This is a genomic window from Bradyrhizobium sp. 44 (genome assembly GCF_023073095.1).
Classification (GTDB): Bacteria; Pseudomonadota; Alphaproteobacteria; order Rhizobiales; family Xanthobacteraceae; genus Bradyrhizobium.
This window is the reverse complement of record NZ_JADPIY010000029.1, coordinates 833723-860036: the sequence shown is the minus strand read 5'-3', so window position 1 is coordinate 860036 and position 26314 is coordinate 833723. Positions and strand designations below refer to the sequence as shown.

30 protein-coding genes and 3 tRNA genes are annotated in these 26314 nt (G+C 64.2%); 15 read left to right on the top strand and 18 right to left on the bottom strand.

What is annotated here, in order from left to right; genetic code table 11:
* The first annotated feature begins 56 nt into the window (after positions 1-56).
* The 5 genes from IVB41_RS29935 (at position 57) to IVB41_RS29915 (ending at position 2593) form a co-directional block, all read left to right on the top strand.
* Positions 57-920, top strand: coding sequence for a formate/nitrite transporter family protein (locus IVB41_RS29935; protein ID WP_247437791.1), 864 nt, complete (start codon positions 57-59; stop codon positions 918-920).
* A gap of 95 nt (positions 921-1015) precedes the next feature.
* Positions 1016-1222 carry a hypothetical protein gene (locus IVB41_RS29930; protein ID WP_027567534.1) on the top strand — a complete coding sequence of 69 codons (207 nt, stop codon included), beginning with the start codon at positions 1016-1018 and terminating at the stop codon, positions 1220-1222.
* Positions 1223-1448: 226 nt separating this feature from the next.
* Positions 1449-1907, top strand: a complete 459-nt coding sequence (locus tag IVB41_RS29925; RefSeq protein WP_247437789.1) for a YidB family protein — start codon at positions 1449-1451, stop codon at positions 1905-1907.
* A 25-nt stretch (positions 1908-1932) separates the two neighbouring features.
* On the top strand, positions 1933-2196 hold the full coding sequence (locus tag IVB41_RS29920; RefSeq protein WP_247437786.1) for a GlsB/YeaQ/YmgE family stress response membrane protein: 264 nt from the start codon (positions 1933-1935) through the stop codon (positions 2194-2196).
* Positions 2197-2260: 64 nt separating this feature from the next.
* The gene (locus IVB41_RS29915) at positions 2261-2593 is read left to right on the top strand and encodes a hypothetical protein (protein WP_247287070.1); all 333 of its coding nucleotides are present in this window, start codon (positions 2261-2263) and stop codon (positions 2591-2593) included.
* A gap of 904 nt (positions 2594-3497) precedes the next feature.
* On the opposite strand, the gene IVB41_RS29910 is transcribed toward IVB41_RS29915, so the two are convergent.
* A tRNA-Gly gene (locus IVB41_RS29910) sits at positions 3498-3571 on the bottom strand.
* 347 nt (positions 3572-3918) lie between these two features.
* Positions 3919-6339 carry an ATP-binding protein gene (locus IVB41_RS29905; protein WP_247437783.1) on the bottom strand — a complete coding sequence of 807 codons (2421 nt, stop codon included), beginning with the start codon at positions 6337-6339 and terminating at the stop codon, positions 3919-3921.
* A 361-nt stretch (positions 6340-6700) separates the two neighbouring features.
* Between IVB41_RS29905 and IVB41_RS29900 the strand changes: the two genes are divergently transcribed.
* Positions 6701-7414, top strand: coding sequence for an ABC transporter substrate-binding protein (locus IVB41_RS29900; protein ID WP_247437781.1), 714 nt, complete (start codon positions 6701-6703; stop codon positions 7412-7414).
* Positions 7415-7421: 7 nt separating this feature from the next.
* Here the strand turns inward: IVB41_RS29900 and IVB41_RS29895 are convergent, their stop codons facing one another.
* Together IVB41_RS29895 and IVB41_RS29890 are read right to left on the bottom strand one after the other, a co-directional pair.
* Complete coding sequence (locus IVB41_RS29895) at positions 7422-7625, bottom strand: hypothetical protein (RefSeq protein WP_247287433.1); 204 nt, start codon at positions 7623-7625, stop codon at positions 7422-7424.
* A 29-nt stretch (positions 7626-7654) separates the two neighbouring features.
* A complete protein-coding gene (locus IVB41_RS29890; protein WP_247287073.1) occupies positions 7655-7834 on the bottom strand; it encodes a hypothetical protein in 180 nt (59 codons plus the stop codon).
* A 195-nt stretch (positions 7835-8029) separates the two neighbouring features.
* Here IVB41_RS29890 and IVB41_RS29885 point away from each other — a divergent pair, with 195 nt between their 5' ends.
* Complete coding sequence (locus IVB41_RS29885; RefSeq protein WP_247438242.1) at positions 8030-8416, top strand: YciI family protein; 387 nt, start codon at positions 8030-8032, stop codon at positions 8414-8416.
* Between the two features lie 9 nt (positions 8417-8425).
* Here IVB41_RS29885 and IVB41_RS29880 read toward each other — a convergent pair whose 3' ends face one another.
* A complete protein-coding gene (locus IVB41_RS29880) occupies positions 8426-9016 on the bottom strand; it encodes a TMEM175 family protein (protein ID WP_247287077.1) in 591 nt (196 codons plus the stop codon).
* A gap of 127 nt (positions 9017-9143) precedes the next feature.
* Between IVB41_RS29880 and IVB41_RS29875 the strand changes: the two genes are divergently transcribed.
* Positions 9144-11201 carry an ATP-dependent helicase gene (locus IVB41_RS29875; RefSeq protein ID WP_247437779.1) on the top strand — a complete coding sequence of 686 codons (2058 nt, stop codon included), beginning with the start codon at positions 9144-9146 and terminating at the stop codon, positions 11199-11201.
* Here IVB41_RS29875 and IVB41_RS29870 read toward each other — a convergent pair.
* From IVB41_RS29870 to IVB41_RS29860, 3 genes are read right to left on the bottom strand one after another with little or no spacing between them, the layout of a single operon-like run.
* Entirely contained in the window at positions 11198-12445 is a 1248-nt protein-coding gene (locus IVB41_RS29870; RefSeq protein WP_247437777.1) for an amidohydrolase family protein, read from the bottom strand. The two genes, IVB41_RS29875 and IVB41_RS29870, sit on opposite strands and share 4 nt — an antisense overlap.
* A gap of 17 nt (positions 12446-12462) precedes the next feature.
* The gene (locus tag IVB41_RS29865; RefSeq protein WP_247396519.1) at positions 12463-12960 is read right to left on the bottom strand and encodes a GAF domain-containing protein; all 498 of its coding nucleotides are present in this window, start codon (positions 12958-12960) and stop codon (positions 12463-12465) included.
* Complete coding sequence (locus IVB41_RS29860) at positions 12957-14315, bottom strand: MFS transporter (RefSeq protein WP_247437775.1); 1359 nt, start codon at positions 14313-14315, stop codon at positions 12957-12959. Before IVB41_RS29860 ends, IVB41_RS29865 begins: the two co-directional genes overlap by 4 nt.
* Before the next feature lie 107 nt (positions 14316-14422).
* On the opposite strand from IVB41_RS29860, the gene IVB41_RS29855 reads away from it, so the two are divergent.
* Together IVB41_RS29855 and IVB41_RS29850 are read left to right on the top strand one after the other, a co-directional pair.
* On the top strand, positions 14423-15352 hold the full coding sequence (locus IVB41_RS29855) for a LysR family transcriptional regulator (protein WP_407062505.1): 930 nt from the start codon (positions 14423-14425) through the stop codon (positions 15350-15352).
* Positions 15353-15506: 154 nt separating this feature from the next.
* Positions 15507-16538, top strand: a complete 1032-nt coding sequence (locus IVB41_RS29850; protein ID WP_247437769.1) for an LLM class flavin-dependent oxidoreductase — start codon at positions 15507-15509, stop codon at positions 16536-16538.
* A 121-nt stretch (positions 16539-16659) separates the two neighbouring features.
* Here the strand turns inward: IVB41_RS29850 and IVB41_RS29845 are convergent.
* Positions 16660-16745: transfer RNA gene (locus tag IVB41_RS29845), tRNA-Tyr, on the bottom strand.
* 206 nt (positions 16746-16951) lie between these two features.
* On the opposite strand from IVB41_RS29845, the gene rlmB reads away from it, so the two are divergent.
* Entirely contained in the window at positions 16952-17782 is an 831-nt protein-coding gene (rlmB, locus tag IVB41_RS29840; RefSeq protein WP_247437766.1) for a 23S rRNA (guanosine(2251)-2'-O)-methyltransferase RlmB, read from the top strand.
* A gap of 61 nt (positions 17783-17843) precedes the next feature.
* On the opposite strand, the gene IVB41_RS29835 is transcribed toward rlmB, so the two are convergent.
* Together IVB41_RS29835 and IVB41_RS29830 are read right to left on the bottom strand one after the other, a co-directional pair.
* Positions 17844-18377, bottom strand: coding sequence for a hypothetical protein (locus tag IVB41_RS29835; protein ID WP_247437764.1), 534 nt, complete (start codon positions 18375-18377; stop codon positions 17844-17846).
* Between the two features lie 39 nt (positions 18378-18416).
* Entirely contained in the window at positions 18417-18902 is a 486-nt protein-coding gene (locus IVB41_RS29830) for a hypothetical protein (protein WP_247437762.1), read from the bottom strand.
* A gap of 283 nt (positions 18903-19185) precedes the next feature.
* On the opposite strand from IVB41_RS29830, the gene IVB41_RS29825 reads away from it, so the two are divergent.
* Positions 19186-19695: a hypothetical protein gene (locus IVB41_RS29825; protein ID WP_035961364.1), complete on the top strand. Its 510-nt coding sequence runs from the start codon at positions 19186-19188 to the stop codon at positions 19693-19695.
* Positions 19696-19862: 167 nt separating this feature from the next.
* Positions 19863-19937 (top strand) — tRNA-Thr (locus IVB41_RS29820).
* 79 nt (positions 19938-20016) lie between these two features.
* Here the strand turns inward: IVB41_RS29820 and IVB41_RS29815 are convergent.
* From IVB41_RS29815 to IVB41_RS29785, 6 genes are all read right to left on the bottom strand, one after another.
* Positions 20017-20244, bottom strand: coding sequence for a DUF6894 family protein (locus IVB41_RS29815; protein WP_027568432.1), 228 nt, complete (start codon positions 20242-20244; stop codon positions 20017-20019).
* A gap of 3 nt (positions 20245-20247) precedes the next feature.
* On the bottom strand, positions 20248-20979 hold the full coding sequence (locus IVB41_RS29810) for a Crp/Fnr family transcriptional regulator (RefSeq protein ID WP_247437760.1): 732 nt from the start codon (positions 20977-20979) through the stop codon (positions 20248-20250).
* A gap of 177 nt (positions 20980-21156) precedes the next feature.
* On the bottom strand, positions 21157-21570 hold the full coding sequence (locus IVB41_RS29805) for a GFA family protein (protein WP_247437758.1): 414 nt from the start codon (positions 21568-21570) through the stop codon (positions 21157-21159).
* Between the two features lie 59 nt (positions 21571-21629).
* Positions 21630-22313, bottom strand: a complete 684-nt coding sequence (locus IVB41_RS29800) for a class I SAM-dependent methyltransferase (protein WP_247362126.1) — start codon at positions 22311-22313, stop codon at positions 21630-21632.
* 256 nt (positions 22314-22569) lie between these two features.
* Positions 22570-24267 (bottom strand): methyl-accepting chemotaxis protein, encoded by a 1698-nt coding sequence (locus IVB41_RS29795; protein ID WP_247437756.1) that lies wholly within the window; start codon positions 24265-24267, stop codon positions 22570-22572.
* Between the two features lie 429 nt (positions 24268-24696).
* Positions 24697-24861: a hypothetical protein gene (locus IVB41_RS29785; RefSeq protein WP_247437752.1), complete on the bottom strand. Its 165-nt coding sequence runs from the start codon at positions 24859-24861 to the stop codon at positions 24697-24699.
* Between the two features lie 102 nt (positions 24862-24963).
* Here IVB41_RS29785 and IVB41_RS29780 point away from each other — a divergent pair, with 102 nt between their 5' ends.
* Both IVB41_RS29780 and IVB41_RS29775 read left to right on the top strand, forming a co-directional pair.
* Entirely contained in the window at positions 24964-25329 is a 366-nt protein-coding gene (locus IVB41_RS29780; protein WP_247287097.1) for a hypothetical protein, read from the top strand.
* 303 nt (positions 25330-25632) lie between these two features.
* Complete coding sequence (locus IVB41_RS29775) at positions 25633-25887, top strand: hypothetical protein (protein WP_247287099.1); 255 nt, start codon at positions 25633-25635, stop codon at positions 25885-25887.
* A gap of 39 nt (positions 25888-25926) precedes the next feature.
* Here the strand turns inward: IVB41_RS29775 and IVB41_RS35840 are convergent, their stop codons facing one another.
* Positions 25927-26169, bottom strand: a complete 243-nt coding sequence (locus tag IVB41_RS35840) for a hypothetical protein (RefSeq protein ID WP_018455389.1) — start codon at positions 26167-26169, stop codon at positions 25927-25929.
* Between the last annotated feature and the right edge of the window lie 145 nt (positions 26170-26314).

Sequence of the window (26314 nt, the reverse complement as noted above, 5' to 3'; positions counted from 1 at the left end):
CGCTCCGGGCCTTGATCCCGGCATAGAGATGAACCTGCCCTTCAGGAGACCGCGGAGTGGACCAGCCTGGCGACGGCGCCTCCTTCAATCCAGCCTCGAAGCTCGACGGCGTCTCGCGGCGGCAGACGAAACAGATCGAATCCCAGAGCCGGCCCAGCGCAGCGCTGATCCATGAGACGATCCGCGCCGAGGGTGAGCAGGAACTGGAACGGCGATGGTGGGCCATCGTACTGTCCGGTCTTGCCGCCGGCCTTTCGATGGGATTGTCCCTGATCGTCCAGGGCGAGTTTCACGCGCTGATTTCCGACGAGGCCACCCGGCGCCTGGTGGCTCCGCTCGGCTACACGGTCGGTTTCCTGGTTGTGGTGCTGGGACGGCAGCAGCTCTTCACCGAGAACACGCTGACGCCGATCCTGCCGCTGTTGCACAACAGGGATCTCGGCACGCTGGCAAGCGTGATCAAGCTGTGGGGCCTGGTCCTCGCCTCCAACATCGCGGGAACGTGGGCGGTCGGATCCGTGCTCGCGCACACCAGCATCTTCGAACCACGCATCGTGGACGCCTTCGTCGATCTCAGCCGCCACACCATCGAGGGCACGTTCGCGACGACCCTTGTCCGAGCGATCTTTGCCGGCTGGTTGATCGCCTTGATGGCGTGGCTTCTTCCGGCGGCCAAGGGATCGCGCGCACACATCATCGTCGTGATGACCTACGTGGTCGCGCTCGGCCAGTTCGCGCACATCATCGCGGGCTCGGTCGAGTGCGCCTTTCTGGTACAGAGCGGCCGGGCATCGCTGTCGCAATATGCCTCGGACTTCTTCGTACCGACACTCCTCGGCAATATTCTGGGCGGAACGACCCTCGTGGCCCTGCTGAACTACGGACAGGTCGCCCCCGAAATCGACGACCACAGGGAATAAAAAGCCGGCACAAAAGCTGCCGCCTCGACAGGAACGATGGGCGCGAGCCGAGCTTGCCTCAACAAATCAACATGCGGCGACGAGCAGGATCAATCATGAGCACCAACATCAAGAGCCCATTCGACAAGGAACCGGCCGAAGGATCACGCGACATCATCGATCGTGAGTTGCAGCGTTCCGAAGATGCGGCCAACAACAAGATCGATCATCTCCCCGGCGTGAAGGTCAGCGGGCAGCCGCAGGGCGGCGCAGTCGATCGTGCCCGCAAGCAGCGCGAGGAGAAGGATAGCGAACAGGAATAGAGTCGCTCTGCCGACCCGAAACGCCAAGTCGGTCAAGCGAGACGCATCAATTTGTTCGGGACTGGCAATGACTGACAGCCCATCGTTCCGAGGAAACGTGGTTCTGGGAAAACGTGGAACTTCCCAGCCCCGCATATGTTGTGGGCGATGAGTGATGCGGCGGCCAGTACAAGGCGGGCGCCATTTCTTGCACACGATTGCCCATCATCGAACTCAGGAGCCCGAAATGAGCCGCGGAATGCCATCGATGACCGCCCTCTTGGGTATGCTCGCAATCGCCGGTTATCAAAATCGGGACAAGCTCGCCGACATGCTTCGCAATGCTACCTCCGGTCAGCCGTCGGGTACCAAGGATTCCCTGGGCGGCATGCTCGGCAATCTTGGCGGCCTTGTGGGAGGCGGCGGTGTCGGTTCGCTGCTGAACGGCGGGATCGGCGAGTTGCTCGAACACTTCAGGCAGAACGGGCAAGGCGATGCGGCTCAATCCTGGATCAATCAGGGGCCAAACCGCGAAGTCACCCCGCCCGAACTCCAGCAGGCGATCGGTCCGGACGTTCTTCAAAAACTGGAGCAGCAGACCGGCCTGTCTCAGCAGGAGATCCTCGACCGATTGTCGCGCGAGCTCCCGGCAGCGGTGGACAAATACACGCCGGACGGACGTCTTCCGGCGCAATCCGCGGGATAACACTCCTCAAGACTCGAGAAAAGATATGAGCATCATTTGGACGATCATCATCGGTTTCATCGCAGGCGTCATCGCGAAGTTCATCATGCCCGGCGACAACGAGCCCTCGGGTTTCATCCTGACCACGATCTTGGGAATAGTGGGCGCATTCATTGCGACCTATCTTGGCCAATCCCTCGGCTGGTACCGGCCAGGAGAAGGCGCAGGACTAGTGGGGGCAGTGGTAGGCGCCATCATCGTGCTTTTCGTCTACGGTTTTGTAGCTGGTCGCAGCCGTCGGGCCATCTAACCACAGTGGACGGAATTCCGCGCGTTAGCGGAGAATTCGCCCGGCGCGAAAGGCGATCGGCAAGATGAAATGGATGCTCGTTGTCTTGGTAGGAGGCATGACCCCGGTCAACACCGACCTGGTTTTCGACAAGTTTGCCGATTGCCTTGCCGCCGAGGAGCAGATGCGAAAGCACTATACGGACGCTTTCGAGGCTTGGGACCGATGGGCCGCGGCCAATATCGAGCGACGACGCGAATACTCAAAGGTGCGCGACCTCCAGGCCAAACGGCTGCTCAGCAACATCGGTACCTGCGTTCCTCACGCAGGCGGCGAGGCCGCAGCGCCTCAGCAACTGAGCAATCCGGCACCTTCTCCGCAAGCCACACCTGCGCCGCAGCCAAGTCCGAAAACGTGACGTTTGAGCCCCTAAGAGCCCCTTGGCACGCCGCTAACCCGAGCATTTTAAGGAGATCAGCATTGAGCAACAGGACCGGCAATGAACCTGCACCCTTGGTGCTTTTCGGCGTGGCAATCATTCCGATCATTCCGATCATTGCGGTGTTGGCGTGGTTCGCCTTTTAGGCTTTGAACCTTTTCGCTATCGCGCGTCATACAGTCGAAGCGTCCCTAAGCTTCACTCCTACCAGAAAGCCCCGCTTTCCCCAGCGGGGTTTTCGCTGTCGGCGCTGCATCAACGCACCGATTTTTTCAAGCGCCCTTTTTGGCTTGACCACTTTTTCCCGATGCAGCAGCCTAGATATGGGCAGGGTTTTGAGGAGGCACAATTGCCGAAAACCCTAGTGGAATTCAGAGCGCAGAACCTTCGTTTGCTTGAACAGCTTTGTCCGGACGATCCGGGCTACATTCAATCGTGGATCAGGAAGTTCGACCAGCAGAATGGGATCGAACCTGAAGCTCCTGCGAAGTCCCGCCGGGAGCGAGGTGTTGCTTCACCCAAGAAGGCCAGGTCCGGCGACCGAACCAATTGAGCGCGTGGTTGCCTTCGCTCGGCGCCGGACACTACGGCCAAGAGGCGTTGGGCTGGGCAGCTCGCCGCTTTTTCCGGGGAGCGCTCGCCTTGGCCTTCAACTTACCGCTCCCGGTATTCGACACACGAGTCACGCCTCCGAGTGCAGCTGCAAGAACCCTCGCGCTGAGCGAGGGCATTTGGCTCGTCAGCTTCATGCATTCTGATCTGAGATACTTCGACCTGGAGCAGAAAACCCTGCAACCTCTCGACAACCCATTCGGCACGAGGCTGTCACCCACGTCTTAGGTACGTACCGTGACCCCTGTCTTCGGGCTGGCATTGAAAGCCTTGGAGCGGGTGAAGGGAATCGAACCCTCGTATTCAGCTTGGAAGGCTGCTGCTCTACCATTGAGCTACACCCGCGACAGGGGCTCCCTAACACGGCCGGGCGGCGGTCTCAACTGCCCAAGATCAACGGCCCAAGACTGCTCAAGAAACGGCCTTCCAGCACCTTCCCGGCCTTGCGAGCAGCGTGGGTTCCTCCCGACCCGCCTCCCCCTTAACAACACCGGAATTGCTGCCTATATTGAAGTCTTCCGCAACCAACGAAAGGAGGTGATCCAGTGTCTCTTACCAAGCGCTGTCACCTCGCTGGGATCGCCCGCTAAGCTTTGAATAAGGGCTTGGCATCGGGGCGCTCTCGGCCCTGGACCAGCGAGCAAGAAATCGGGCGCGACGGGGGCCTCCCCGCCGCGCCTTTTTCATTGGTATCAAGCGTGCTGCTCAGGGGGCGGTTCGCCGGCGAGCACCTCGCGGATCCTCAGTGACAGGTCCGCCTTCCGGTACGGCTTCCTCAGCAGCGCAACGCCGGGACCGAGATGACCCTCGTGGTCGAGGGCGTTGTCGGTATAGCCGGACGTATAGAGCACCCTCATCCCCGGGCGGAGGCGCCGCACGGCCTCGGCCAATTCCTGCCCGTTCATGCCGCCGGGCATGATGATGTCGGTGAACAGCAGATCGAATTGGGCGCCCTGCTGCACCAGCGCAAGCGCAGTTGCGCCGTCGCCGGCTGCGAGGGTGCGATAGCCGAGGCTGCCGAGCTGGGCAATGACATAGCCCTGCACCAGCGGATCGTCCTCGACGACGAGAATCGTCTCGTGCCCGCGCGCCGCCGCGGGCGCCTGCAGCGACCCGGTCCTCGCCTGCGCTCCGCCCGCAGATCGCGGCAGAAACAGCCGAATCACGGTGCCGCGGCCTTCCTCACTCTCGATCGCAACGCTGCCGCCGCTCTGCTTGACGAAACCGTAGACCATGCTGAGGCCGAGCCCGGTGCCGCGACCGACCCCTTTGGTGGTAAAGAACGGCTCGAACACGCGGTCGCGGATGTCGGCGGGGATGCCATGGCCGGTGTCGGCCACCGCGACCATGATGAAGGCGCCGCGCGTGGCGTCGCCGTCACCGGCACCATCCGCGCCATCGAACTCGCGGTTTGCGGTCTCGAGCGTCAGCGTGCCGCCGCGAGGCATAGCATCGCGCGCATTGACCGCGAGATTGATGATCGCCGACGACAGCTGCGACGGATCGGCCATCGCCGGCCAGGCGTCGTCCGCGAGGCGGGTCACGATTTCGACGTTTCCGCCCAGGATCGGCTTCAACAGCTTCGCCGTCTCGAGCACGAGGCCATTGACGTCGATCTCGCGCGGCTCCAGCGGCTGGCGACGCGCAAAGGTCAAGAGCTGCGAGGTGATCTCAGCGCCTCGCGCCGCCGCGTCGTCGATGAGCTGGGCGATCGCGGCGAGGTCGGGCTTGTCCGCCAGCCCCTCCCGGATGATCTCGATGGTGCCGGTGATGACGGTGAGCACGTTGTTGAAGTCATGCGCGACGCCACCGGTGAGCTGACCGATCGCATCCATCTTCTGGGATTGACGAAGCCGCTCCTCGGTCTCGTGCTGCTCGGTCAGGTCGGTGGCCGAGCCGCGATAGCCCCTGAAAGATCCGTCCGCGGCGAACACCGGCCGCCCGCTGACGCTGAAATAGCGCGCGCCCCCGGCCGTAAGGGCGCGATACTCGAATTTTCGAAACGGCTCGTGCCGCTCCAAGGTGGCGATGTGCGCGCGCCATTTCTGCGCCTCGGTGGAGCGGCCGAGCGCGACATCGAAGCGGCGCTTGCCGATCATGGCGGTTCGATCTATCCCGAAGGAGTCGGACCGATCAGAGATGTAAGTGAAGGCGTGATCCGGCCCGGTCTCCCAGAACCAGTCGGATGCGGTCTCGGCATAATCACGGAAGCGCTGCTCGCTCGCGTGGGCGTTCTCCTCGGCGCGCTGCCGGATCTTCAGGTCACGCTCGAGATTGCCATTGGCCTCGCGCAGCTCGCCATAGGCATGTTCGAGGTTGGCGCACATGGCGTTGAAAGCAACGACCACCTTGTCCAGCTCGTCGGCCTCGTAAGGCGGCCGGCGCTCCAGGCGCAGCGGCGGCGGCGGCCGTCCGAGGCTGTACTTGCCGACGTACTCGGCGATGGCGACGAGATGCCGCGTCACCAGCAGATGAAACATGTAGATGATGAACAACGAGACCAGGAACGTCTTTGCCGCCTGGCTTGCCAGAATGACGAGGGCCCTGTTCAGCAATTGCTGATAGACGTCGGTCAGCGTCGCCTCGACCCGGAGCGTGCCGATGGCGCGCGAGGTCCCCTGCACCTTGGTGCTCAGCGGGAATTCCCGGGTCATGATCGAACGGGTGTTTCGCTCGCCGACTTCGACACGGATCGGATTAGGCCGATCGGCGATCTCGCGGACCTCCGCCGCACGGATGTCAGGCAGCCGCAGAATGCCATCGAGCTGGAGCTTGAGCTGGTTCTGGTCGAGATTCCACAAGCTCTCTCCGAGGCTGCCCGTGGTGCTGCGGCCGATCTCGTCCAGCCGCGTCTCGATCAGTCCGACCTCACGATTGTAATCCAGATAGAGCTGGAGCGCGGTCAGGGTCAGCGTCACGACCGACGAGAACAGCAGCACGGCGGCCAGCAGCCGGGGCCCGACGCCGCTGCGCGACCAGTTGAAGATCCGCGACAGGAGCGCCGCGAACATCGCAGGCGCGAGCGCGGTGCCGATGCCGGTCAAATCCTGCTTCGCAGCCGCCGGCGCAATGGCGCGGCCACGCTTGGTCTCATCGTCACCTGCGTTGCCCATGCACCATGTCCTCGAAAATGGCGGCACCTGCTCAGCTTACCGATCGCAGCCGCGAGCAAGGTGAACGGTTGAGGCCCTGCCTCAGCACGCGTAGACGTGGCGATCCTGTCGGCCCTTGATCCTGTCGGCCCTTGGGCGGCTTGAGCTCGACAGGGTCATATCTTGCGCCCAGCAACAGGATTCACGCAAACTACCACCTCGCGTGCTAGAATAACATCGGTGAAAGTCCGGAGCCGTCCGCACAGCAAGAATGCGCTATCAACGTTGCGGACCGGCGCAGCTGCCATCTGAGATAGATCGCGCGGCACCGGAATCCGATGGTAGCAGAGCACGCCCAAAGGCATGGCCAGGGAGATGCGTCATGAGGCGGATAGTCGTGGCCTGCCTGTTGCTGCTCGCGGCAGGCCCGTCGCAGGGGCAAGAGGTCATCCGGCTGGCACGCATCGCCGATATCCCCGATCAATATGTCGGCGGCGAGATGCTCCGCGCGGTCTATGCCCGGCTGAACATCAAGCTCGAATTCGAGGATGTCCCCGGCAAGCGCGCGCTCACGCTGTCGAGTACCGGCGAGGTCGACGGCGAGATCCAGCGGATCGGAACATTGTCTCGCGACTATCCGACGCTGATCCAGGTGACACCTGCGATCAATTACATCGAGCCCACTGTCTTCACCACGAAACTGCAGTTCGACGTCGTCGGCTGGAATTCAATCAGGGACTACAGCATCGGCATCGTACGCGGCGTCGGCTCGTCGGAAGCCGGCACGCGCGGCATGACCCGGGTCACGGCGACCACAAGTCTCGACAACATGGTCAAGATGCTCGATGCCGACCGCTTCGACGTAATGGTCACCGACCTCTTCAGTGGGTTGGCTGCGGTGAAGAAACTCAATCTCCAGGCCAGGATCCGTCCGCTCTCACCACCACTCGAGCGCATCAGCATCTACCACCATCTGCATGAACGGCATCGCGATCTCGTGCCGAAGGTCGGAAGGATGATCGCGCAGATGGAGGCGAGCGGCGACCTCGCCCAGCTGCGGGAAACCCTGATCAAGCAGGTGCTGAGCGGGATGTGACACGCAGTCAGTTCGTGCGAGCCCGCTCCCGCACCGCAACCGCGGCGATCAGCAGCCCGACGCACCAGGCCATGGCCGCCCGCGGCGGCTCGCTGCCGAGCAGCACGGTGAAGATGCCCGCAAGCAGGCATGGCGCGATCGCCTTGCCGGACCTGCTCGCGAGCGAGAGCAGGAACGGCATCGCGGCGATCGATATCTGCACGACGTTCATGGTCACAGGCTGTTTCGCAGTCGTTGGGCTTAGAAGCCGCAAACGCTCATTGCGGGCGGGCGCTTGCCGCGCCGGCTTTCGACGATGCGCTCGCCGCCGCTCTCGGCCGAGCTGCCGTAATAGCGGTGGTGGCCGCTCTGGTCGTGCAGATCCGCAGCGTCCGACTTTCCCGCCCGACGCGCGTCGCAGATGATCTTGATGGTCGACATGGCCGCCTCCGAAGCGTTCTTGGTGGCAATCAGTCGCGCCGCATTCGAGCGGCGTTCACATTTTTCGGCCGCAATCGGGTTTCGGGAAGGTTTCGTCGCCGCACCCCGACGCAATATTTTCCGCAGCCCCATTGTCGGCCGCGGCGGTGGTGATACGTCCTTCGGACGCGCGCAGCGAAAATCAACGAGGTGACGATGCTTTACGCTATCCTGGCTTATCACGTGGAAGACGATATCTTGTCCTGGACGCCCGAGAAGGACGCCGCGGTCGTGGCCAAAGTGATCGAGGTTCAGGCGCCCCTCCGGGCAAGCGGGCATTTCGGCCCGGCCGCCCGCCTGGATGAGACCCGAAAGGCCCGCACCCTGCGTGGCCCCGGCGCGGGCGTCGTGCTGGACGGCCCGTTTGCCGAGACCAAGGAGCAGCTTCTGGGCTTCCACCTCGTCGAATACGACACGGACGAGGAGGCGATCGCGGCCGCGCGGACGCTGCGCCAGGTCAATCCGTCAGCGGTCTACGAAATCCGCCCGGTCAAGCTTTACGTGCCGGCCGACGGGTTCGGCACGACGCCCTCCGGCGAATGAGCGGCAGGCCTATTTGTCCGTCCCGGTCGGCCCGACATAGAAGCGCTGGATCAGCAGGCCGCCGAAGGCGATGAACCACACGAACGGCGCGACTTGCGGCGCGAACGCCGCAACGACCGTGCCCGGGATAAACACCAGCAGCGGAAACAGCGAAGCCATGATCTCCTGGCGCCAGCCGCCCAGGATCCTCCACCACAGCCAGGCATTGAGGCCGGCGATCGCGGTCAGGTGCAGGCCGTAGAGCACGGCGACCGCACTGCTCGTGGGGTAGTTGGTGTAGAGGCCGTTGGTCACCGGCAGCAGCACGATCGACAGCAGGAAGAACAGATTGAGGATCACCGCGCCGCGGCTGCCGACGGGCTGGCGCGCCAGCCGCCGGTGATGGCTGATCCAGAACACGCCGGCGATGATGAAGCTGAGCGCAAGACCCGCGAGCTTGCCGGAATAGACCCGGGCGAGATCGTTCCAGTCGGGCGCGCTGGTGAACACCGCGGCCTTGGGCAGGTCGTAGGCGAGCAGCGTCATGGCGACGCCAAAGATGGTGTTGCTGAGCGATTCCAGCCGTCGCATCTCGAACTGGTCGGATTTGAGCTCGGTCATGCCGGGAGACGCTTTTCGGAATGGAACCTTGGGCCGTCTTGTCCCTAGGTCTTAACATCGGTCTCGTCCAGACGCATTGCGATTCGCAGCGGGATCGCCGACTCTGGCTGTTTCACCGGGGCGATTCGTGGCGACATATCTGGACACGCTCAATGCGGAGCAACGCCGCGCCGTGGAGCATGGCGTGGCCGAGGGTGCGACCGTGGGCGCGCCCCTGCTCGTCATCGCCGGTGCAGGCTCCGGCAAGACCAATACGCTGGCCCACCGCGTCGCGCATTTGATCGTCGCGGGCAGCGATCCGCGCCGCATCCTCTTGATGACGTTCTCGCGCCGCGCCGCGGCCGAGATGTCCGGCCGGGTCGAGCGCATCGCCCGGAAAGTCCTCGGCGAGAACAATGCCGCGATCATGCGCGACGCGCTCACCTGGGCCGGCACGTTCCACGGCATCGGCGCACGGTTGCTGCGCGAATATGCCGAGCGGATCGGCGTCGATCCTGCCTTCACCATTCACGACCGCGAGGATTCCGCCGACCTGATGAACCTGGTCCGCCACGAGCGCGGATTGTCGAAGACCGAGAGCCGCTTTCCCGCAAAAGGCACCTGCCTGTCGATCTACTCGCGCTGCGTCAATGCCGAGATGGAGATCGAGAAGGTGTTGGGGGCACACTATCCCTGGTGCGCAGGCTGGGCGGCCGAGCTGAAGGGCCTGTTCGCGGCCTATGTCGAGGCCAAGCAGACCCAGCACGTGCTCGATTACGACGATCTCCTGCTCTACTGGTCGCAGATGATGAGCGATGCCCTGATCGCGGAAGAAATCGGCGGCCGTTTCGATCACGTGCTGGTCGACGAATATCAGGACACCAACCGCCTGCAATCCTCGATCCTGCTCGCGCTGAAGCCGGACGGACGCGGCCTCACCGTCGTCGGCGACGACGCGCAGTCGATCTATTCGTTCCGCGCGGCCACTGTCCGCAACATCCTGGATTTTCCGCAGAGCTTCTCGCCGCGCGCCGAGATGATCACGCTCGACCGCAATTACCGCTCGACGCAACCCGTGCTGGCGGCGGCCAACGGCGTCATCGGCCTGGCGCGCGAGCGTTTCACCAAGAACCTCTGGACCGACCGTACTTCCGCGCAAAAGCCGCAGCTCGTCACCGTGCATGACGAGGCCGACCAGGCCCGTTATATCGTCGAGGAAGTGCTGGCCAACCGCGAGCAAGGCGCGCTCCTGAAGCACCAGGCGGTGCTGTTCCGGACGTCCTCGCATTCCGGTCCTCTCGAGATCGAGCTCACCCGCCGCAACATTCCCTTCGTCAAGTTCGGCGGGCTCAAGTTTCTCGACGCCGCGCATGTCAAGGACGTGCTGGCGCTGCTGCGCTTCACCGAAAATCCGCGCGACCGCGTCGCTGGCTTCCGCATCCTGCATCTGTTGCCGGGCATTGGACCCGCGACGGCGCAGCGTGTGCTCGACCAGATGGCCGAGAGCACCGATCCGCTCGCCGCGCTCGGCCAGCTCCCGGTGCCGGCGCGCACCGGCGCGGACTGGACCGACTTCGTCCGCACGATCGAAAATCTGCGCTATTCGGAATGGCCGGCCGATCTCGAACGCGTGCGGCTGTGGTACGAACCGCATCTCGATCGCCTCCACGAGGATTCCGAGACCCGTCGCGCCGATCTGATGCAGCTCGAGCAAATCGCGAGCGGCTATGCCTCGCGCGAGAAATTCCTGACCGAGCTCACGCTCGACCCGCCGGATGCGACCAGCGACAAATCCGGGCCACCCTTGCGCGACGAGGATTATCTGATCCTCTCCACCATCCACTCCGCCAAGGGCCAGGAGTGGAAATCGGTATTCGTGCTCAACGTCGTCGACGGCTGCATGCCGTCGGATCTCGGCGCCGGCACCAGCGCCGAGCTCGAGGAGGAACGCCGCCTGCTCTATGTCGCGATGACGCGCGCCAAGGACGATCTGCACCTCGTGGTGCCGCAGCGCTTCTTCACCCACGGCCAGGCCGCCAAGGGCGACCGCCACGTCTATGCCTCGCGCACCCGCTTCATTCCGGAGCAGCTCGTCTATCTGTTCGAGCGGACCGCCTGGCCGAAGGCCGGCGCAAGCTCAGCGCGCACTGCCGCGCAAGGGCCAAAGGTCGACATCGGCGCGCGGATGCGCGGGATGTGGCGCTAGGCGCCCAGCCGATCGAACTGGACCTTGCCTGCCTTCATCACCAGCGGAATGTGCTCGCCTTGGCCGAGCAGGCAGACCACGTCGCGCAGCGGGTTGCCGTCGACCACCAGCAGGTCCGCGATGGCTTCGGGCATGATGCGGCCGAGCTTACCCTCCATGCCGAGCACCTCGGCGCCGACCAATGTCGCGCTGGCAATGACGGCGCGCGGCCCGAGAATTTCGGCGCGGATACGGAATTCGTCGCTCTGCAGACGCTGCGACGGCCCAAGCAGGTCGCTGCCGAACCCCATCTTCACGCCGGCATCGCGATAGATCGTGAGCGAACGCAGCCCGGCGTCGCGGACATCGGCGATCTTGGCCACGCTCTCCGGCGGCAGGCCATACTGAGCGCCCTCGTTGGCCAGCGCCTCGTAGGTGACCAGCGTCGGCACCACATAGGCGCCCTTCTCGGCCATCAGCTGCGCGGTCGGAACATCGACCAGATTGCCGTGCTCGATGGTACGCACGCCGCAGCGCACCGCGCGTTCGATCGCGGCAGCGGTGTAGGCGTGGGCGAGCACATAGGTCTGACGCCCGCGTGCCTCCTCGACGATGGCGCGGATCTCGTCCTCGGAGTAGCCGAAGGCACCAACTGGGTCGGTCGGTGAGGCGACGCCGCCGGAGGCCATGATCTTGATCTGGTCGGCGCCCATCTGGAGCTCTTCGCGCGCCGCCCTGCGCACGCCGTCGACACCATCGGCAACGCGCGCCAGCGCGCCGACACGCACGCAGCAGGGGCACGGTGCGTCGCTGGCGAGGTAGTCCGAGCGGGCACGCATGTCGCCGTGCCCGCCGGTCTGGCTGAGCGCACGTCCCGAGACGAACAGCCGCGGACCGTCGGTGAGCCCGGTCTCGATCGCCTGCTTCAGCGCATGGCCGGCGCCGCCGGCGTCGCGCACCGTGGTGAAGCCCCGCCGCAGCATGCCGCGCAGCAGCAGCGTCGAGCGCAGCGTCACCAGCACGTTCGGCATGTGCACCTGCTGCGCCAAATTGAGCTCCACGGCGATCGCATGCACATGCAGGTCGATCAGGCCGGGCATCAGCGTCTTGCCCTTCAGATCGACGATGCGGTCGGCTTCCACCTGGAGCGGCCGATCGGAGACCTCCTTGATCAGATTGTCCTCGACCAGCACGTGATGTCCCTCCAGGAGGTCCGGCTGAAGCGGATCGAGCAGAGCGGCGTTCTTGAAGAGCACACGGGACATGACGACTTCCTGTCTTATCAGGACTGGATGAGCAGCGCGGGCAAGGCGAGCTGGGCGAATGGAAGACACGCGGCGCTATCGTCCTCGACGTACCAGCCTGCCTCATGGAGCAGATTGAGCGAGCCGAGCGTGCGCCCGCGCCAGCGCACGGGCATGTTGAGCACGCTCTCGCAGCCGAGCGAAGCGATCAGCTCGTGATCGGAGAACACCTCGCGCAGATCGTCCCGGGTCCGGCCGATATAGGCCTCGCCGCGGTCGAGCACGGCCTCGGTCCACGGCCCCGGCGCCAGGCGTTTGCGTCCGCCCGCCGGGTAAGGTCCGGGAAGATTGGAATACACCCGCGCTGCTTCCCTTGTGTCGTCGTCATAGGTCAGGATCGTGAACAGCTTGTGCCCGATCGCCGATTTCAAGGCGTCGTCCAGCGCCGAATAAAGGGCATCCGGCTGATCCGCCCTGCCCTGCGCGGCCGCCACGGCGCAGAGCAGCGGATCGGATCGGTGTTTCGTCTCCCTCATGCGACTTCACCCGCCGCGATCTCTTCCAGCGAACGGCCGCGCGTCGGCACCCCCATCAGCACCACGGTGAGCGCGCCTAACAGCAGCACGCTCGTGGTGAGGCCGAACACGCCGGCAAAGCCAAAATTGGGATAGAGGTAGCCGACCAGGATCGGCGAGACGATCGCACCGATGCGGCCGATCGCGGAGGCGAGCCCGGCGCCGGTGGTTCTCACCGCCGTCGGAAAGACCTCGGCGGTATAGGCATAGACACCGGCATAGGTTCCGTTCATGAAGAAGGACAGCAAGATTCCGGCGACCATGATGTGCTGGTCGCTCTGCGCGAATGCCAGTCCAAGCGCGCTGGCGCCGCCGAGCACCATGTAGGAGGCGATCGTCGCCTGCCGGCCGATGCGCTCGTTGAAGTACGCAGCGCTGAAATAGCCGGGAATCTGCGCGCAATAGATCGCGATCGAATAGGCGAAGCTCTTGGTGATGCTCATGCCGTTCTGGACCAGAAGGCCGGGGATCCAGACGAAGAAGGAATAATAGCTGAACGTGATCGTAAGCCACATGATCCAGGTCATGATGGTGATGCGCGCCTGGCGGCCGGCGAGGAGCGCGGCGAAATTGGCAAGCAGCGTCCCACCCGTCACGGCAGGCGCCGTGATTTCGACGACCGGTTGCGGCAGGACGTGGCCTTGGCTCACAAATCCGGCCTCGATCCTGTCCAGCACGGCTGCGGCTTCCTTCTCCCGGCCCCGGCTTTCCAGCCAGCGCGGCGATTCCGGCAGCGCCCTGCGCCACCACAGCAGCATGACGACCGGCACGGCGGTGATCACCAGAACGATGCGCCAGCCGTTCTCATAGGCGGGCACGATGAAATAGCCGAGCAAGGCCGCCGCGACGAAACCGAAGGAGAAGAAGCCGGCGAGCGCGCCGGTAAAGCTGCCGCGGTAACGCCGTGCGACGAATTCCGCCAGATAGGGCGCAATGATAGCGCTCTCCGCGCCGGTGCCCATGCCCGCGACCACGCGGGCGGCGAAGAAGGACGACCAGTCGTTCACCGCCGCGCTGACGATGGATGCGACGCAATAGAGCGCCAGCGCCGACATCATCACCGCACGACGGCCGATCAGGTCACCCAGCGTGCCCGCCAGCAGCGCGCCGAACAGGAAGCCGATATAGGTGCTGCTGCCGAGCACGCCGATCTGCACGCTCGACAGATTCCAGGTCGTGCGCAGCACCGGCAGGATGAACGCCAGCACGGCTGCGTCCATCGCGTCGAACATGTAGCCGAGCCCGCCCATCAGCAGCAGATGCCCGTGGAAGCGCGCAAATGGAAGGCGCTCGATGCGCGCCGAGATCATCGACATGAAAGTCCCCTCTGTCTGGCGGCCCGGCACTCCGCTCATTCCCTGGGGGAACCATAGACAAGGAGATATTATCGTCATAATTTATAATCATGATCTAGTACATCACTGTGGTGAATGTTCTGTCCTTTCGAACGCTCGACCTCAACCTGCTGAAAGTCTTCGAGGCCCTGATGACCGAGGGCAGCGTCACGCGCGCTGCTAACGCGCTTCTGATGACGCAGCCGGCGGTCAGCAACGCGCTCGCACGCCTGCGGGACGCGCTCGGCGATCCCCTGTTCGTCAGGTCCGGCACCGGCATCCGTCCGACCCAGCGCGCCGTGGTGTTGTGGGAGCCGATCGGCGAAGCGCTCGAAACCGTCCGCGGCGCGCTCGACGAGCAGGTGTTCGATCCGCGCCGTGCGCAGACCGAGTTCAGCCTGTCGATGTCGGATTACGTCGCCTCGCTGGTGATGCCGAACCTGCTGAACCATTTCGGCAAGGTCGCGCCGAAGGCGCGCATCCACACCGTCCCCAACACGGTCGTGGAGATCGCCGACCAGCTCGAAGACAATCGCGTTGATTGCGTGCTCAGCGTCTATGTCAACGAGGCGCAGCAGCCGGCCGCCATCCGCTCGCGTTCGCTGTGGACCGTCGACTACGCCTGCTTCATGCGGCGCGGCCATCCGCTCGGGGCGATGAAGCGGCTGAGCACGCGCAGCTTCCTCAACGCGGGGCATGTCGATGTGAGCCTCGCCGGCAAGACCTTGCCGTCCTACGACCTCTTCCTCGCCTCGCGTGGGCTGTCGCGCAACCTGGTCGCGACCGTCAATCACTACAGCGCCGCCTACGAAATCGTGCGCCAGTCCGACCTGATCGCCGTGCTGCCGAGCGATTTGCGCTCGCAATCCCGGCACGCGCCGTTCCTGCACGCCATGCCGCTTCCGCTCAGGGCGCCGCCACGCATCGTCAGCCTGTTCTGGCACCAGCGCAACGACACCGTACCGGCGCAGCGCTGGCTGCGCGACACCCTGGTCGAGATGTTCGCCAGGTCCGACTGAGCCGCGGGCGGTGGGCCCCCGACACCATGAAAAAAGAGAAACAATGGGTTTCTCGAAGCAGCATTGTGCACCAGTCCCCGCTGCTTAGCTCCAACCAAAGCAATCCCCTCCCCCAGTGACAGGCGCGCAAGCCGCGCCCGCAGAGACCGCATCAATGACCGCACCGCTCGAATTCGGACTGGACACCTTTGGCGACGTCACCAGGGACGCCTCCGGCGCGATGGTTCCGCACGCGCAAGCGATCCGCAACGTCGTCGACGAGGCGGTGCTCGCCGACGAGCTCGGCCTCGACTTCATCGGCCTCGGCGAACATCACCGCGCCGACTTCGCGATCTCCTCCCCTGAGACCGTGCTGGCCGCCATCGCGTCGCGGACCAGCCGCATCCATCTCGGCTCGGCCGTGACGGTGCTGAGCTCGGACGATCCGATCCGCGTCTTCCAGCGCTTTGCCACCCTGGATGCACTCTCGAACGGGCGGGCCGAGGTAATCCTCGGCCGCGGCTCGTTCACGGAATCCTTCCCGCTGTTCGGCTTTGATTTGCGCAAGTACGAAGAGCTGTTCGAGGAGAAGCTCGATCTGTTCGCCGCACTGCTGTCGCAGAAGCCGGTGACCTGGGAAGGCAAGCTGCGTCCGCCGCTGAAGGATCAACTGGTCTATCCCCCGGTCGAGAACGGCACGCTGAAGACCTGGATCGGGGTCGGCGGCAGTCCGCAATCGGTGGTGCGCGCGGCGCATTACGACCTGCCCTTGATGCTCGCGATCATCGGCGGCGATCCCGCGCGCTTCGCGCCCTTCGTCGACCTCTATCATCGCGCGTTCAGGGAGTTCGGCCGCCCGGCACAGCCGATCGGCGTGCACTCGCCAGGCTATGTCGCCGAGACCGACGAACAGGCGCGCGAGGAGCTGTGGCCCGACTACAAGGCGATGCGCGACCGCATCGGCAAGGAACGCGGCTGGCCACCGATGGGCCGCGACGAGTTCGTGAACGAGGCCGAGCACGGCTCGCTTTATGTCGGCTCGCCGGAGACGGTCGCGCGCAAGATCGCCAAGACGGCAAAGACACTCGGCATTTCGCGGTTTCAGCTGAAATATTCGGCCGGCCCGCTGCCGCATGGCAAGCTGATGAAGAGCATCGAGCTCTACGGGCGGAAGGTGGTGCCGATGGTGCGGGAGATGATGGGGTGACTTACGCTCTGAGCCAGTCCGCCTGCGCCCTCCGGGCTACGGCGCGACAGCCTTCGCTCACTTCGCGCCATGACCATCGGTGCCGGCTTGCCGAGCCGTAGCTCGCGAAGCGAGCGAAGGCTGGTGGGGGAGGCAGGACTCGAACCTGCGAAGCCATAAGGCGGCTGATTTACAGTCAGCTCCCTTTGCCACTCGGGACACTCCCCCGCTCGACGGCAGCACAATCGGGCCGGACCTTGCCGGCGACCGAAGACGGCCATGGAACGTGAAGGCCGCGACAGCCCGGATGGGGGCGCGACCGGGCGCGGTTATCGGCGAAGCGATGGGGTAAAGTCAACCGAGGCGAACAGCTAAAATCGCCCCCGAAGCCACCCAAATTGCCATATTCCGGGACCCGTGACACAAGCGAGCCCATGAAGGATCGAAAATTCAACCCGAGGGGCCCCCGCGGCGGGTCTAAGCCCTTCAACAGGCCCGGAAAATCCGCCGGGCGCCAGGCCCGGCGCGATCGCGATTCGGACACCGACGGTCCTGTCATCCTCTATGGCTGGCACACCGTCACCATGGCGCTCGCCAACCCCCTGCGGCAGATCCGCAAGCTGACGCTGACCGAGAACGCCGCAAGGCGTCTGGCGGACGAGAACATCGCGATCCCGGTCACGCCCGAGATCGTCCGGCCCCAGGAAATCGACCGGCTGCTGTCGCCCGACGCCGTGCACCAGGGCCTGCTCGCCGAGGCCGACCCCCTGCCCTCGCCCGACATCGAGGATTTGGAGCAGGACGGCATCGTGCTGGTGCTCGACCAGATCACCGACCCGCACAATGTCGGCGCGATCCTGCGCTCGGCGGCGGCGTTTGCGGTGAAGGCGATCGTCACCACCGCGCGCCACAGTCCGGAAGCGACCGGCGTGCTGGCCAAGGCCGCCTCCGGCGCGCTGGAGCTGGTCCCGATGGTGACGGTGCAAAACCTCGCCCGTGCACTGACCACGCTGAACGAGCTCGGCTTCCAGACCGTCGGGCTGGACAGTGAAGGCAGCGCCGATCTTTCCGAGGTCACCCTGCGCGAGCCGCTCGCGCTGGTGCTGGGCGCGGAAGGCAAGGGCCTGCGGCAATTGACGCGCGAGACCTGCAGCGTCGTGGCGCGGCTCGACATGCCCGGCGAGATCAAGAGCCTCAACGTCTCGAATGCCGCCGTGCTCTCGCTCTATGTCGGCGCCAGCCGGCTCGGGCTGATGAAGCGGTAAAAAAACAAAACGCCCGTCCGCATCGCGGACGGGCGTCTCGTTGGTTCAATCGATCAAGCGATCAGTAATAGCGGCGCAGCACGCGGTGGCCGCCATAGTACGGCGCATGGCGCGGAGCGTAGCCGTAGCGCGGACCGTAGCCATAGTGCGTGCGCGGCAGATAGCCGGCGCGCGGGCCGTAGCCGTAGCGATACGGACGGTAATACGGGCGGCGGTAGGGATAGGCGGCCGGGGCTTCCACCGCGGCGGCGCGATAGCCATAGCCGTGCCCATAGCCATAGCCACGGCCGTAGCCGTAATTGGCGGGCGCAACCACCGCGTCCTCACGGTAGGTCGGATACGGCGCGAAGGCGCCCGGGCCGGTGTAGGTCGGGCCCTGGTTGACGTGATAATATTGCGTGGTGGGCTCGGCGAGACGCTCATAGGCGCCGTAGCCGTAACCGTAGCCGGCCCCGTAACCGCCGCAACCGGTGTTGCAGCCGGAATAGACCGGCGCGACCGGCTGGCACGGATTGAAGCCGCAGGCCGCGGCGGGCGCGGTGGCTACGAACATCACGGCAGCCGCCGCGACCAGTCCCGAAATCATCTGACGCATTACTCTCTCCTGTTGATTTTCGTTTGTTGTTTTCGTTTCTTAACCCGGCGGCCTGCCGGGTATCTCTGCACGCGGCCGCGGCCGAGGACGCCGCGGCTGGTCGTTGATCTCAGGCGCGAGGATCACCGGCGGCGGATTGACGGGCACGTCCATCTGCGGCGGCAGCGGCGCCGATTGGGCGCCCCAGCTCTGGTGATAGCTCTCGGGCGGCTTGGGCAATTTGCGGTTCGCGGGCGGCTCGACCTCGAGCCGGCCGTAGCCGGGCCGCAGGCCCAGCGTCGGGTAGTAGTGGCCGACGTCCGTGGGCTGGCGCTCGGCGACATAGCGTCCGCCATAGATTGTGGGCTGCACCTGGACGTTCTTCCCCAAGCCCCAGGTCCCCTCGACCACGGCATAGGACGCGTCGATGTTGTTGATGATGATGGGCACGCCCGGCCGACCGGGAACGACGATATCGAAGCCGCCGCCGGCAAACGCCGTCGCGGGCAGTCCGATCAGAAAAGCAGCGAGCGCCACAACGCGCATGAAGAAATCCCATTTATCCGGCGACAAACCTACCCGATGGCGACGCAGAGAGGGTTAAGGCCCTCTCACCAATTGCCGGTAAGCCTAATGTGTAAGGATTGCGCGCCGCTCAAATGCGCCAAAGCGAGCTAGCGAAGCATTAACGCCGCCGGATCCAGCAGTCTGGAACCAAGGCGCGTGCTCACTTCCGTTTGACTGTTGCTGACAAAAATCCGCCGGTTTCAGCGGAACGTCCGGCGTCTTCGGCGTTTAGCCCCCGTCAACAAAATGGGAGCCAACAATCATGAATATCAAACTTCTCGGAGCCACGGCGATTGCGGCGACCCTGGTGACGGGCTCTGCCATGGCGCAGGCCGTGATCACCAATCCCGGCCGCTGCGCGGCGCAATTCCCCAACGCCAACTGCCAGAACGTCGGACCGGGAAATCCGTACACAGATAGCGGCTATCGGCATCGTCGCGTGTCCTATCGCCAGACCAACAACGGCGATTGGAATAACGACTGGAACAGGAGCCGCACCGGCTTCTGGCCGACCGACGTCGCCGCCGGCGCGGTCGGAGCAGCCGCTGGCGTCGCCGGCGCAGCCATCGGGACTGCGGGCGCGATCGCAACCGCCCCGTTCCGTGCCACCAACGACGCCTACGCCTACGACAATGGCTGGGATAATTCGTGGAATAATTCTTGGGACAACCGCGGCTGGGACACCCGCACCTACGCTCAGCGCAACGGCTTCGTCTGCACGCCCGGCACCTGGTTCAAGGGCCAAGACGGCCGTCGCCACATCTGCCAGTAAGGCGGTTTGAACCGAATACGACAGATCAGGCGGCCTTCGGGCCGCCTGATTCATGTCTGGATCGGGGGATCGCGGGTTCTGGCACTTTCCGGTCAAGTCTGGTATTGCGGCGCGCACGGGCGGAGGGCTCCGGCGTATGATGGTCCCTGCCCGCTTCTCCAGGCGTCGCCGGCTTAGCTCAGCGGTAGAGCAGCGGTTTTGTAAACCGAAGGTCGGGGGTTCAATCCCCTCAGCCGGCACCACCGATTTAGCCGACACCGCGGCCTTATAGATCGGGGCACTCCTCAGTCGGACGACGGCTACAATCGATTTCCAAGGCCATCACGTCAGAGTTTTCCGAGCGACGGTTACACTCAGCTCGAGCAGCGGGTGCTTCTCGTTCCTGACTGTAATGAGGACCTGCGCCCCCTTTGCCGATGCGACGTCTCTGGCAATCGAGGTCGCCATTGCGATCGCCTCTTTTTCGGCGGCTTCCGGGCCGGGCAAATCCACCCCATCCTCGTCGACCGCAGCGAAAAAGTCGTCCTTGATGTCGAAGTAGAACTTCATGGTTCAGAGCGACGGATTGAGATGAAGGTAAAGCACGTCGAAGTCTGCTATTTCGCGCAGCCTGGCTTCATCAAGGATGGATATTCTTCCCCGCTCCAGGTCCAACACGCGCTGAGCACGCAGCTGCTGAACGACGCGATTCATGTGAACCACACTGGTGCCGACGGCGTCGGCGAGGAGTGCCTGAGAGGCCGGAAAATTGAAGGACAGGCCGTCCGCTCGGCCGATCGCCTTCAATCTGGTGTAAAGCTCAAGCACGAGATGCGCCACGCGGCTTGTGGCTTCGCGTTGACCAACGTTGCAAATCCACTCCCGGAAGATCGCGGCGTCGGTCAGTGTATCGCGCCAAAGCGCTTCGGCCACGTTGGGCCGCTTTCTTATGAGTGAGCGCACCGCTGCATGCGGAATGAAGCCGAGAATGCTATCGCCAAGCGTGCTGACGTCATGGTCCATCACATGCAGAAAGAGCCCCTGCAGATCGGGAATGTCGCCGGGTTGGTGAAAGGCCATGATTTGGCGGTGGCCATTGCCGACGATCTTTGATCTCAGGATAAAGCCATCAACGACAAGGCAGCATGCGGAAGGTCGATCTCCGAGAGAAACGACCGGTTGACCGCCAGCCATCCGCTTCACCGTGATTGGCAGATGACGGATAGCGACCTCGTCCTCTTCGTCAATTTCGGTGCTGACCCGCAACCGCGCCAAGAAAGGTTCGAAAATTTCCGCGTTATTCATCGTTAGCTCCGGTCGGCAAACGAGTTTTTGTCACGTTCGTTCCAACCCGGGATCGCCAGCTATTGTCTCACGCGAAGCAGAGGGACTGCCGCAAATTCCAACCTCGGCGGAACCAGACGGGAACGGCGTCAATTCATCTCGCCGCGAAGCCTTGGCGCGAAATTTGACGCGCAACTCTCACTTCGAATGCTTCGGTGCGCTGCTTTGCTGGAAGTGCTCGGCGCCTGATATCTCCACCCAGGCATGTTTCGACTGTTCGAAAACCGAGCGGATGGGTGCCGGGTAGTTCGGAACCGAGATCGCGCCCACGGCAACGCCGATCATCGCAGGCAGATTGTCCGCCTTCCAATAGACCGTCGAACCGCACTCGGGGCAAAAATAGCTGCGGACCTTGCCGCCGCTTGCGGCTGTCCGGACGTACTCCTTCGACGTCCCTGAGATCGTGACGCCCTCCGCCGGATAGAACGCACCGACCCCGAACGGCGCGCCGGTCCGACGCTGGCAGTCAATGCAGTGGCAGGCGACCACGAGGCTGGAAGGTCCTGGAAGCGACAGCGCGAGAGCGCCGCAGCGGCATTGGGCATCGATCATCGGGATTCACTCCACTCTCGTTGGTCCTGTAGTTCGGATGGAGCGCAGTGCGATCCGGGCTACAATTGATCGAGCCGCCACAGCCCGAGGCTCTTGTCGCGCCAGCCGCCACCGCCCTCCTCGCAACGCTCGTTGATCAGCTCGCGCGGTGCCGGCCAGTCGAACGGCACCTTCTCCATGTTCAGTGCGCGCCAGTCCCCGTCCTCGCAATCTCGATTGCCGCCCCATTCGGGAAACGTCGTGACCAGCAGGAAATGCGCGCCGGTGGCGCGAAAGTTCGCGACGGCGCGAACGATGTTGTCGAAGCTCAAATGCACCAGGCAGTCCCGGCACAGAACGATATCCGCGCGCGGCAGTGCATCGCGCGTGATGTCGGCAACGAGAAACCGGCCTGACAACTCGCCGGCCGCGACGCGCTGGCGATTGGCTTCGATCAATGACGGCACGATGTCGATGCCGGTGTAGTCGAGATCCAGCTTCATGCGGCCGATCCAGCCCGCGTCCCCGCAGGGCGCGTCGAGCAGCGAGCGCGCGCCGAGCCGTTGCAACAGCGGAGGAAGCACCTCACGGATCGCGGCGGTCGCGTGATCCTCCGAGCCGAGGCCGGACACCGAGGTCGCCGCACCCCACAGGTTCGTCTTTTCGATGCGCTCGAACCGCGCGGCCAGATCGAGGCCCGCGAATTTATCGCGGTCGGCGACGAACCGCTCATGGGCGAGCACGGGTGGACGCTTGGAGATCATGGACGGGATGTGAATTCCGACGCAGCCACAGTATACAGGCAAAGCGAGCGGTCCGAAACGGTCCGTAAGCGAACCTGCTTACGTCATCGGTCGCGTCTCGCCCCATGCGCCCCACCACAGCCAAAGAGAAGGCCAGGATCGCCGCCGGCGCGGCGGCGGCCGTCGTCATGACGGCCGTGCTGTTCGCGATCGCAATGGGATTTCTGCTGGCGCTGTAACCGCTAACCGCGCGATCGACGAAAGCCGCCGCGCTGACTTAGGCGGTGCGCACCGTTCGGAGGAATTTTCCGACTTCGTCCTTCAGCCGGTTGCTGTCGGTCGCCAGCATCTTGGCGGTGGAAAGCACCTGCGAGGAGGCCGAGCCGGTCTCGGCCGCACCGCGCTGTACGTCGGCGATGTTGGTGGAGACCTGCTGGGTGCCGTGGGCGGCCTGCTGCACGTTGCGCGAGATCTCCTGGGTCGCGGCGCCCTGCTCCTCGACGGCTGCGGCAATGGTCGACGACACCTCCGAGAGCCGCTCGATCGTCGTGGAGATGTCGCGGATCGCGTTGACGGATTCCTGGGTCGCGGTCTGGATGCCGGAAATCTGCTGGCTGATCTCGCCGGTCGCCTTGGCCGTCTGCTCGGCCAGCGTCTTCACCTCGGCGGCGACGACCGCGAAGCCGCGGCCGGCCTCGCCGGCACGTGCCGCCTCGATCGTGGCGTTGAGCGCCAGGAGGTTGGTCTGGCCGGCAATGGTGTTGATCAGCTCGACGACGTCGCCGATGCGCGTCGCCGCAACCGAGAGCTCGCTGACGCGCACCGTCGTGGTGCGGGCCTGGGTGACGGCCTCGCCAGCCATCCGTGCGGATTCCTGCACCTGGCGGCTGATCTCGTTGACCGAGGAGGACAGCTCCTCCGTGGCGGTCGCAACCGACTGCACGTTGCTGGTGGCTTCACCCGAGGCGACCGCGACGACCGAGGTGAGCTCCTGCGCACGCTGCGCGGTGGTGGCCAACGTCGAGGACGACGCTTCGAGCTCGGTGGACGCCGAGCCTACTGTCTCGATGATCTCGCCGACCGCGCGCTCAAAGCCGTCGGCAAGGTTGACCATATCGCGCTTGCGCTGATCGGAGGCCTGCTTCTCCACTTCGACCTGCGAAGCCTTGAGGCGCTCGACCTCGATCCCGTTGGTTTTGAAGATTTCGACCGTCTTCGCCATGTCGCCGATCTCGTCGCGGCGGTCCGTCTCAGGCACCTCGGTCTTGAGATCGTTGCGGGCAAGGCCCTCCATGGCGAGCTTGAGGCGGGCAATCGGCCGTGACATCGCATTAAGGCCGATGAACAGCGCGATCGCGATCCCCAGGATCAGGCCGCCGGCGCTGACGCCGATCACGGTCCAGGTCGCGGATCTGGCATCGCGGTTGATGGCGTCCTTGCGTTTGGCGACCGCCTGTGCGGTCTCGCCCACGAACTGGGCAATGCGCCCCAGGGCCGCATCCATCACCGGGTCGCACTCCTTGTGCGCGCGTTCGGATGCCTTGGCGTTCTCTTCCGGGCTGCTTGCGAGTGAGCCTGCCTTCAGCACCGGATCGCAGCCGGCGAACACGGATTTCAACTGGTCGCCGATGCTCTTGATCTGGCTCGCGCGCGCGGGATCGTCCTGCTCGGCTGCCTCGAGGTATTGGCGGATCTCGTCGCGGTTCTGGGTCGCGGTCTTGAGACGGTTGGCGTTGCCCGCCTCCGTCGCCTCGGTGAAGACCGCATAGAGCGCTGCATGATAGGTCTCCGCGCGGCGCTGGGCCCGCGTCAGGTTGAGCGCTGAGGATTGTGCTGCGGAAAGCTCGGCGAAGCCGTCGACCGTTGCCGAGAGCTCGCGCGTGCCGAAGCCCGCGACGGCGACCATGGCAAAGCCCATCACGGCGACGATCAGCGCGACCTTCCACACGATTTTCAGATTGTTCAAAACGCTCATTGCAGCCGCCCCAGTGATTTTCTGCCGATGCATATTCCCAGCACCGTGCATTGGAACCAGCTGACGTTAAGATTTGATGCCAAATGTTCCGGGTAGTCTTACGGAAAACTAACTATTTGGGCTTCCGCCGTAAGCTTGGTGTAAGCTTCAGCCTATTCCGGGGTGTGAGCCGGGCTTGGAAAACCGGAACCGGTCGGTGGCATCGTCCGTTGTCGGCCCATGCGGATCAGGGAAGAAAACCGAAACATGTTTCTGCTGGCGACGGTGACGCTGTGCTGTAGCGCCTTGGCTGGAGCAATTGCGCTGTTCGAACCGGCTCCGGCAAAGCAGCAGGCCCAACGGGCAATAATCGATGTGACCGCTCCGACGCCGGTTCGGGTGGTCGGGGCTCCGTTCGAGCCCAACCTCAATCCGCGGGAGCGTTAGCCCTCACCCCGGCGAGACGTCGGCGCCCTCCTCGGGACGGCGTTTGGCGCGGGCCAACTCCTCAACGAACGCGATCACCTCCGCCCGTTTGTTGGGCGGCAGCGACAGGAACGCGCGGACGAGCCTCAAGCCCTCAGCTTCGGCTGAATGGTCTGCTTTGACATCCATTCCCCACTGTCGGGCGGCCGGGAAAAATATGCAATCCCCTACCCAACACCTTCTTGATTCGGCCGGCCAGCTTTGCTGGAATGCCCCCGACAGGGGTGCACCATGAAGTGGATCACGGAACGCGACGCGCTGATCGCGCAGACAATGGCCTTCGTCCAATCGGTAACCGGCAAAAAGGATGACTTGCATCCACCGGAGATCCCGATGGCGACAGTGGCCGCGTCAGTGCAGATCGTCCCCGTCAACACCGCCGTCGAGAGCAAGCCACTTCCGCCCCAACCCTTGCCTCTCCCATCGCAGCGCGCGGCGAGCCACGACGTCCGCACCGAGATGCAGGCCCGCATCGCCAATTTCCGCAAGCATCAGGAGCGGTTCGAGCGCGAGCGCGAGGAGTATTGCGCGGCCACCCTGACCAAACTGCGCGCCGCCATTCGGGACGCCTCCCCCCGGCCACCGGCTGAAAAGTAGAGCCGGGGCCTCCCGTCGCGGGCTACAGCCAGGACCACACCAGCCAGAGATTGGCCGCGCAGGCCCCGAACAGGGCCAGCGTGAGGGGCAGCAGCATGTGCCCGCAAGAGGTTTTCAGGTCGGTCGTCATGACCGAAAACATCCCCTGATTCCGCCAAATGAGTCCCGGGGATTCTTTTTTTCGGGATTCAGGACTCGTTAAGGACTCAGGCCTCGGCGACCCCGATCACGGCCGCGTGATCGACCGGCAATCGGAACCCCTCCCCCGCAAAGTCGTTAACGCGCTTTCCGGGAGCGGGAAGAATGCCCTACGCCCTGTTCTGCAACGACGCCCAGATCAGCAAGGCCTATCCTGATGAGTCCGACGTCTGGAGGCTCGCGCAGCGAAGTGGCCTCGTCGTGGACGTAATCGCGGATGACAACCGCCCCGGGCCACGCCGGGTGCTCGACAACGATTACGAGATCAAGCCGTGCCGGGCCGCACAGGGCGAGGACCCGGCCCGGAACAAGGCCGAGGCCGATCGCCAGGCGAGGATGGAGCTTGAGCTGAATTCCTGAAGACGGATCAAGGATGGGAAGCCGGAGCTCAGGAAAAGCTCAGGGCGTCGCGGTCGCGAGCGAGGCCTGCTCGCCCGCCAGAGCCACGCAGGCCTTCCGGCGATGCAGCCCACGGATCGCGCCTGTGACCTTCAGCACCTTGCCGGAGGAGCACGAGGCGTCCTTGACGAAGGCCACCTCGTAGGGTGCCAGCATCAGAGGCTCGGATTTGAGGATTGTTTGGGCAGCGCACGGCAAACTGACGAAGCACGAGAGCACCACAGCCGACACCAAGATACGCATGTCCGTCGTCCCACCAGCCCGGTAATTCTCATATAACGCGTTCCGGCGCGCGAGTTCCCTAAGCTGCAAAAATTATTTTTGCTTTACCCGAGCTCCATGACGCGCGTGAGAAAGCGCGCGCCAAAACGTTTGCTTGCAAATGACG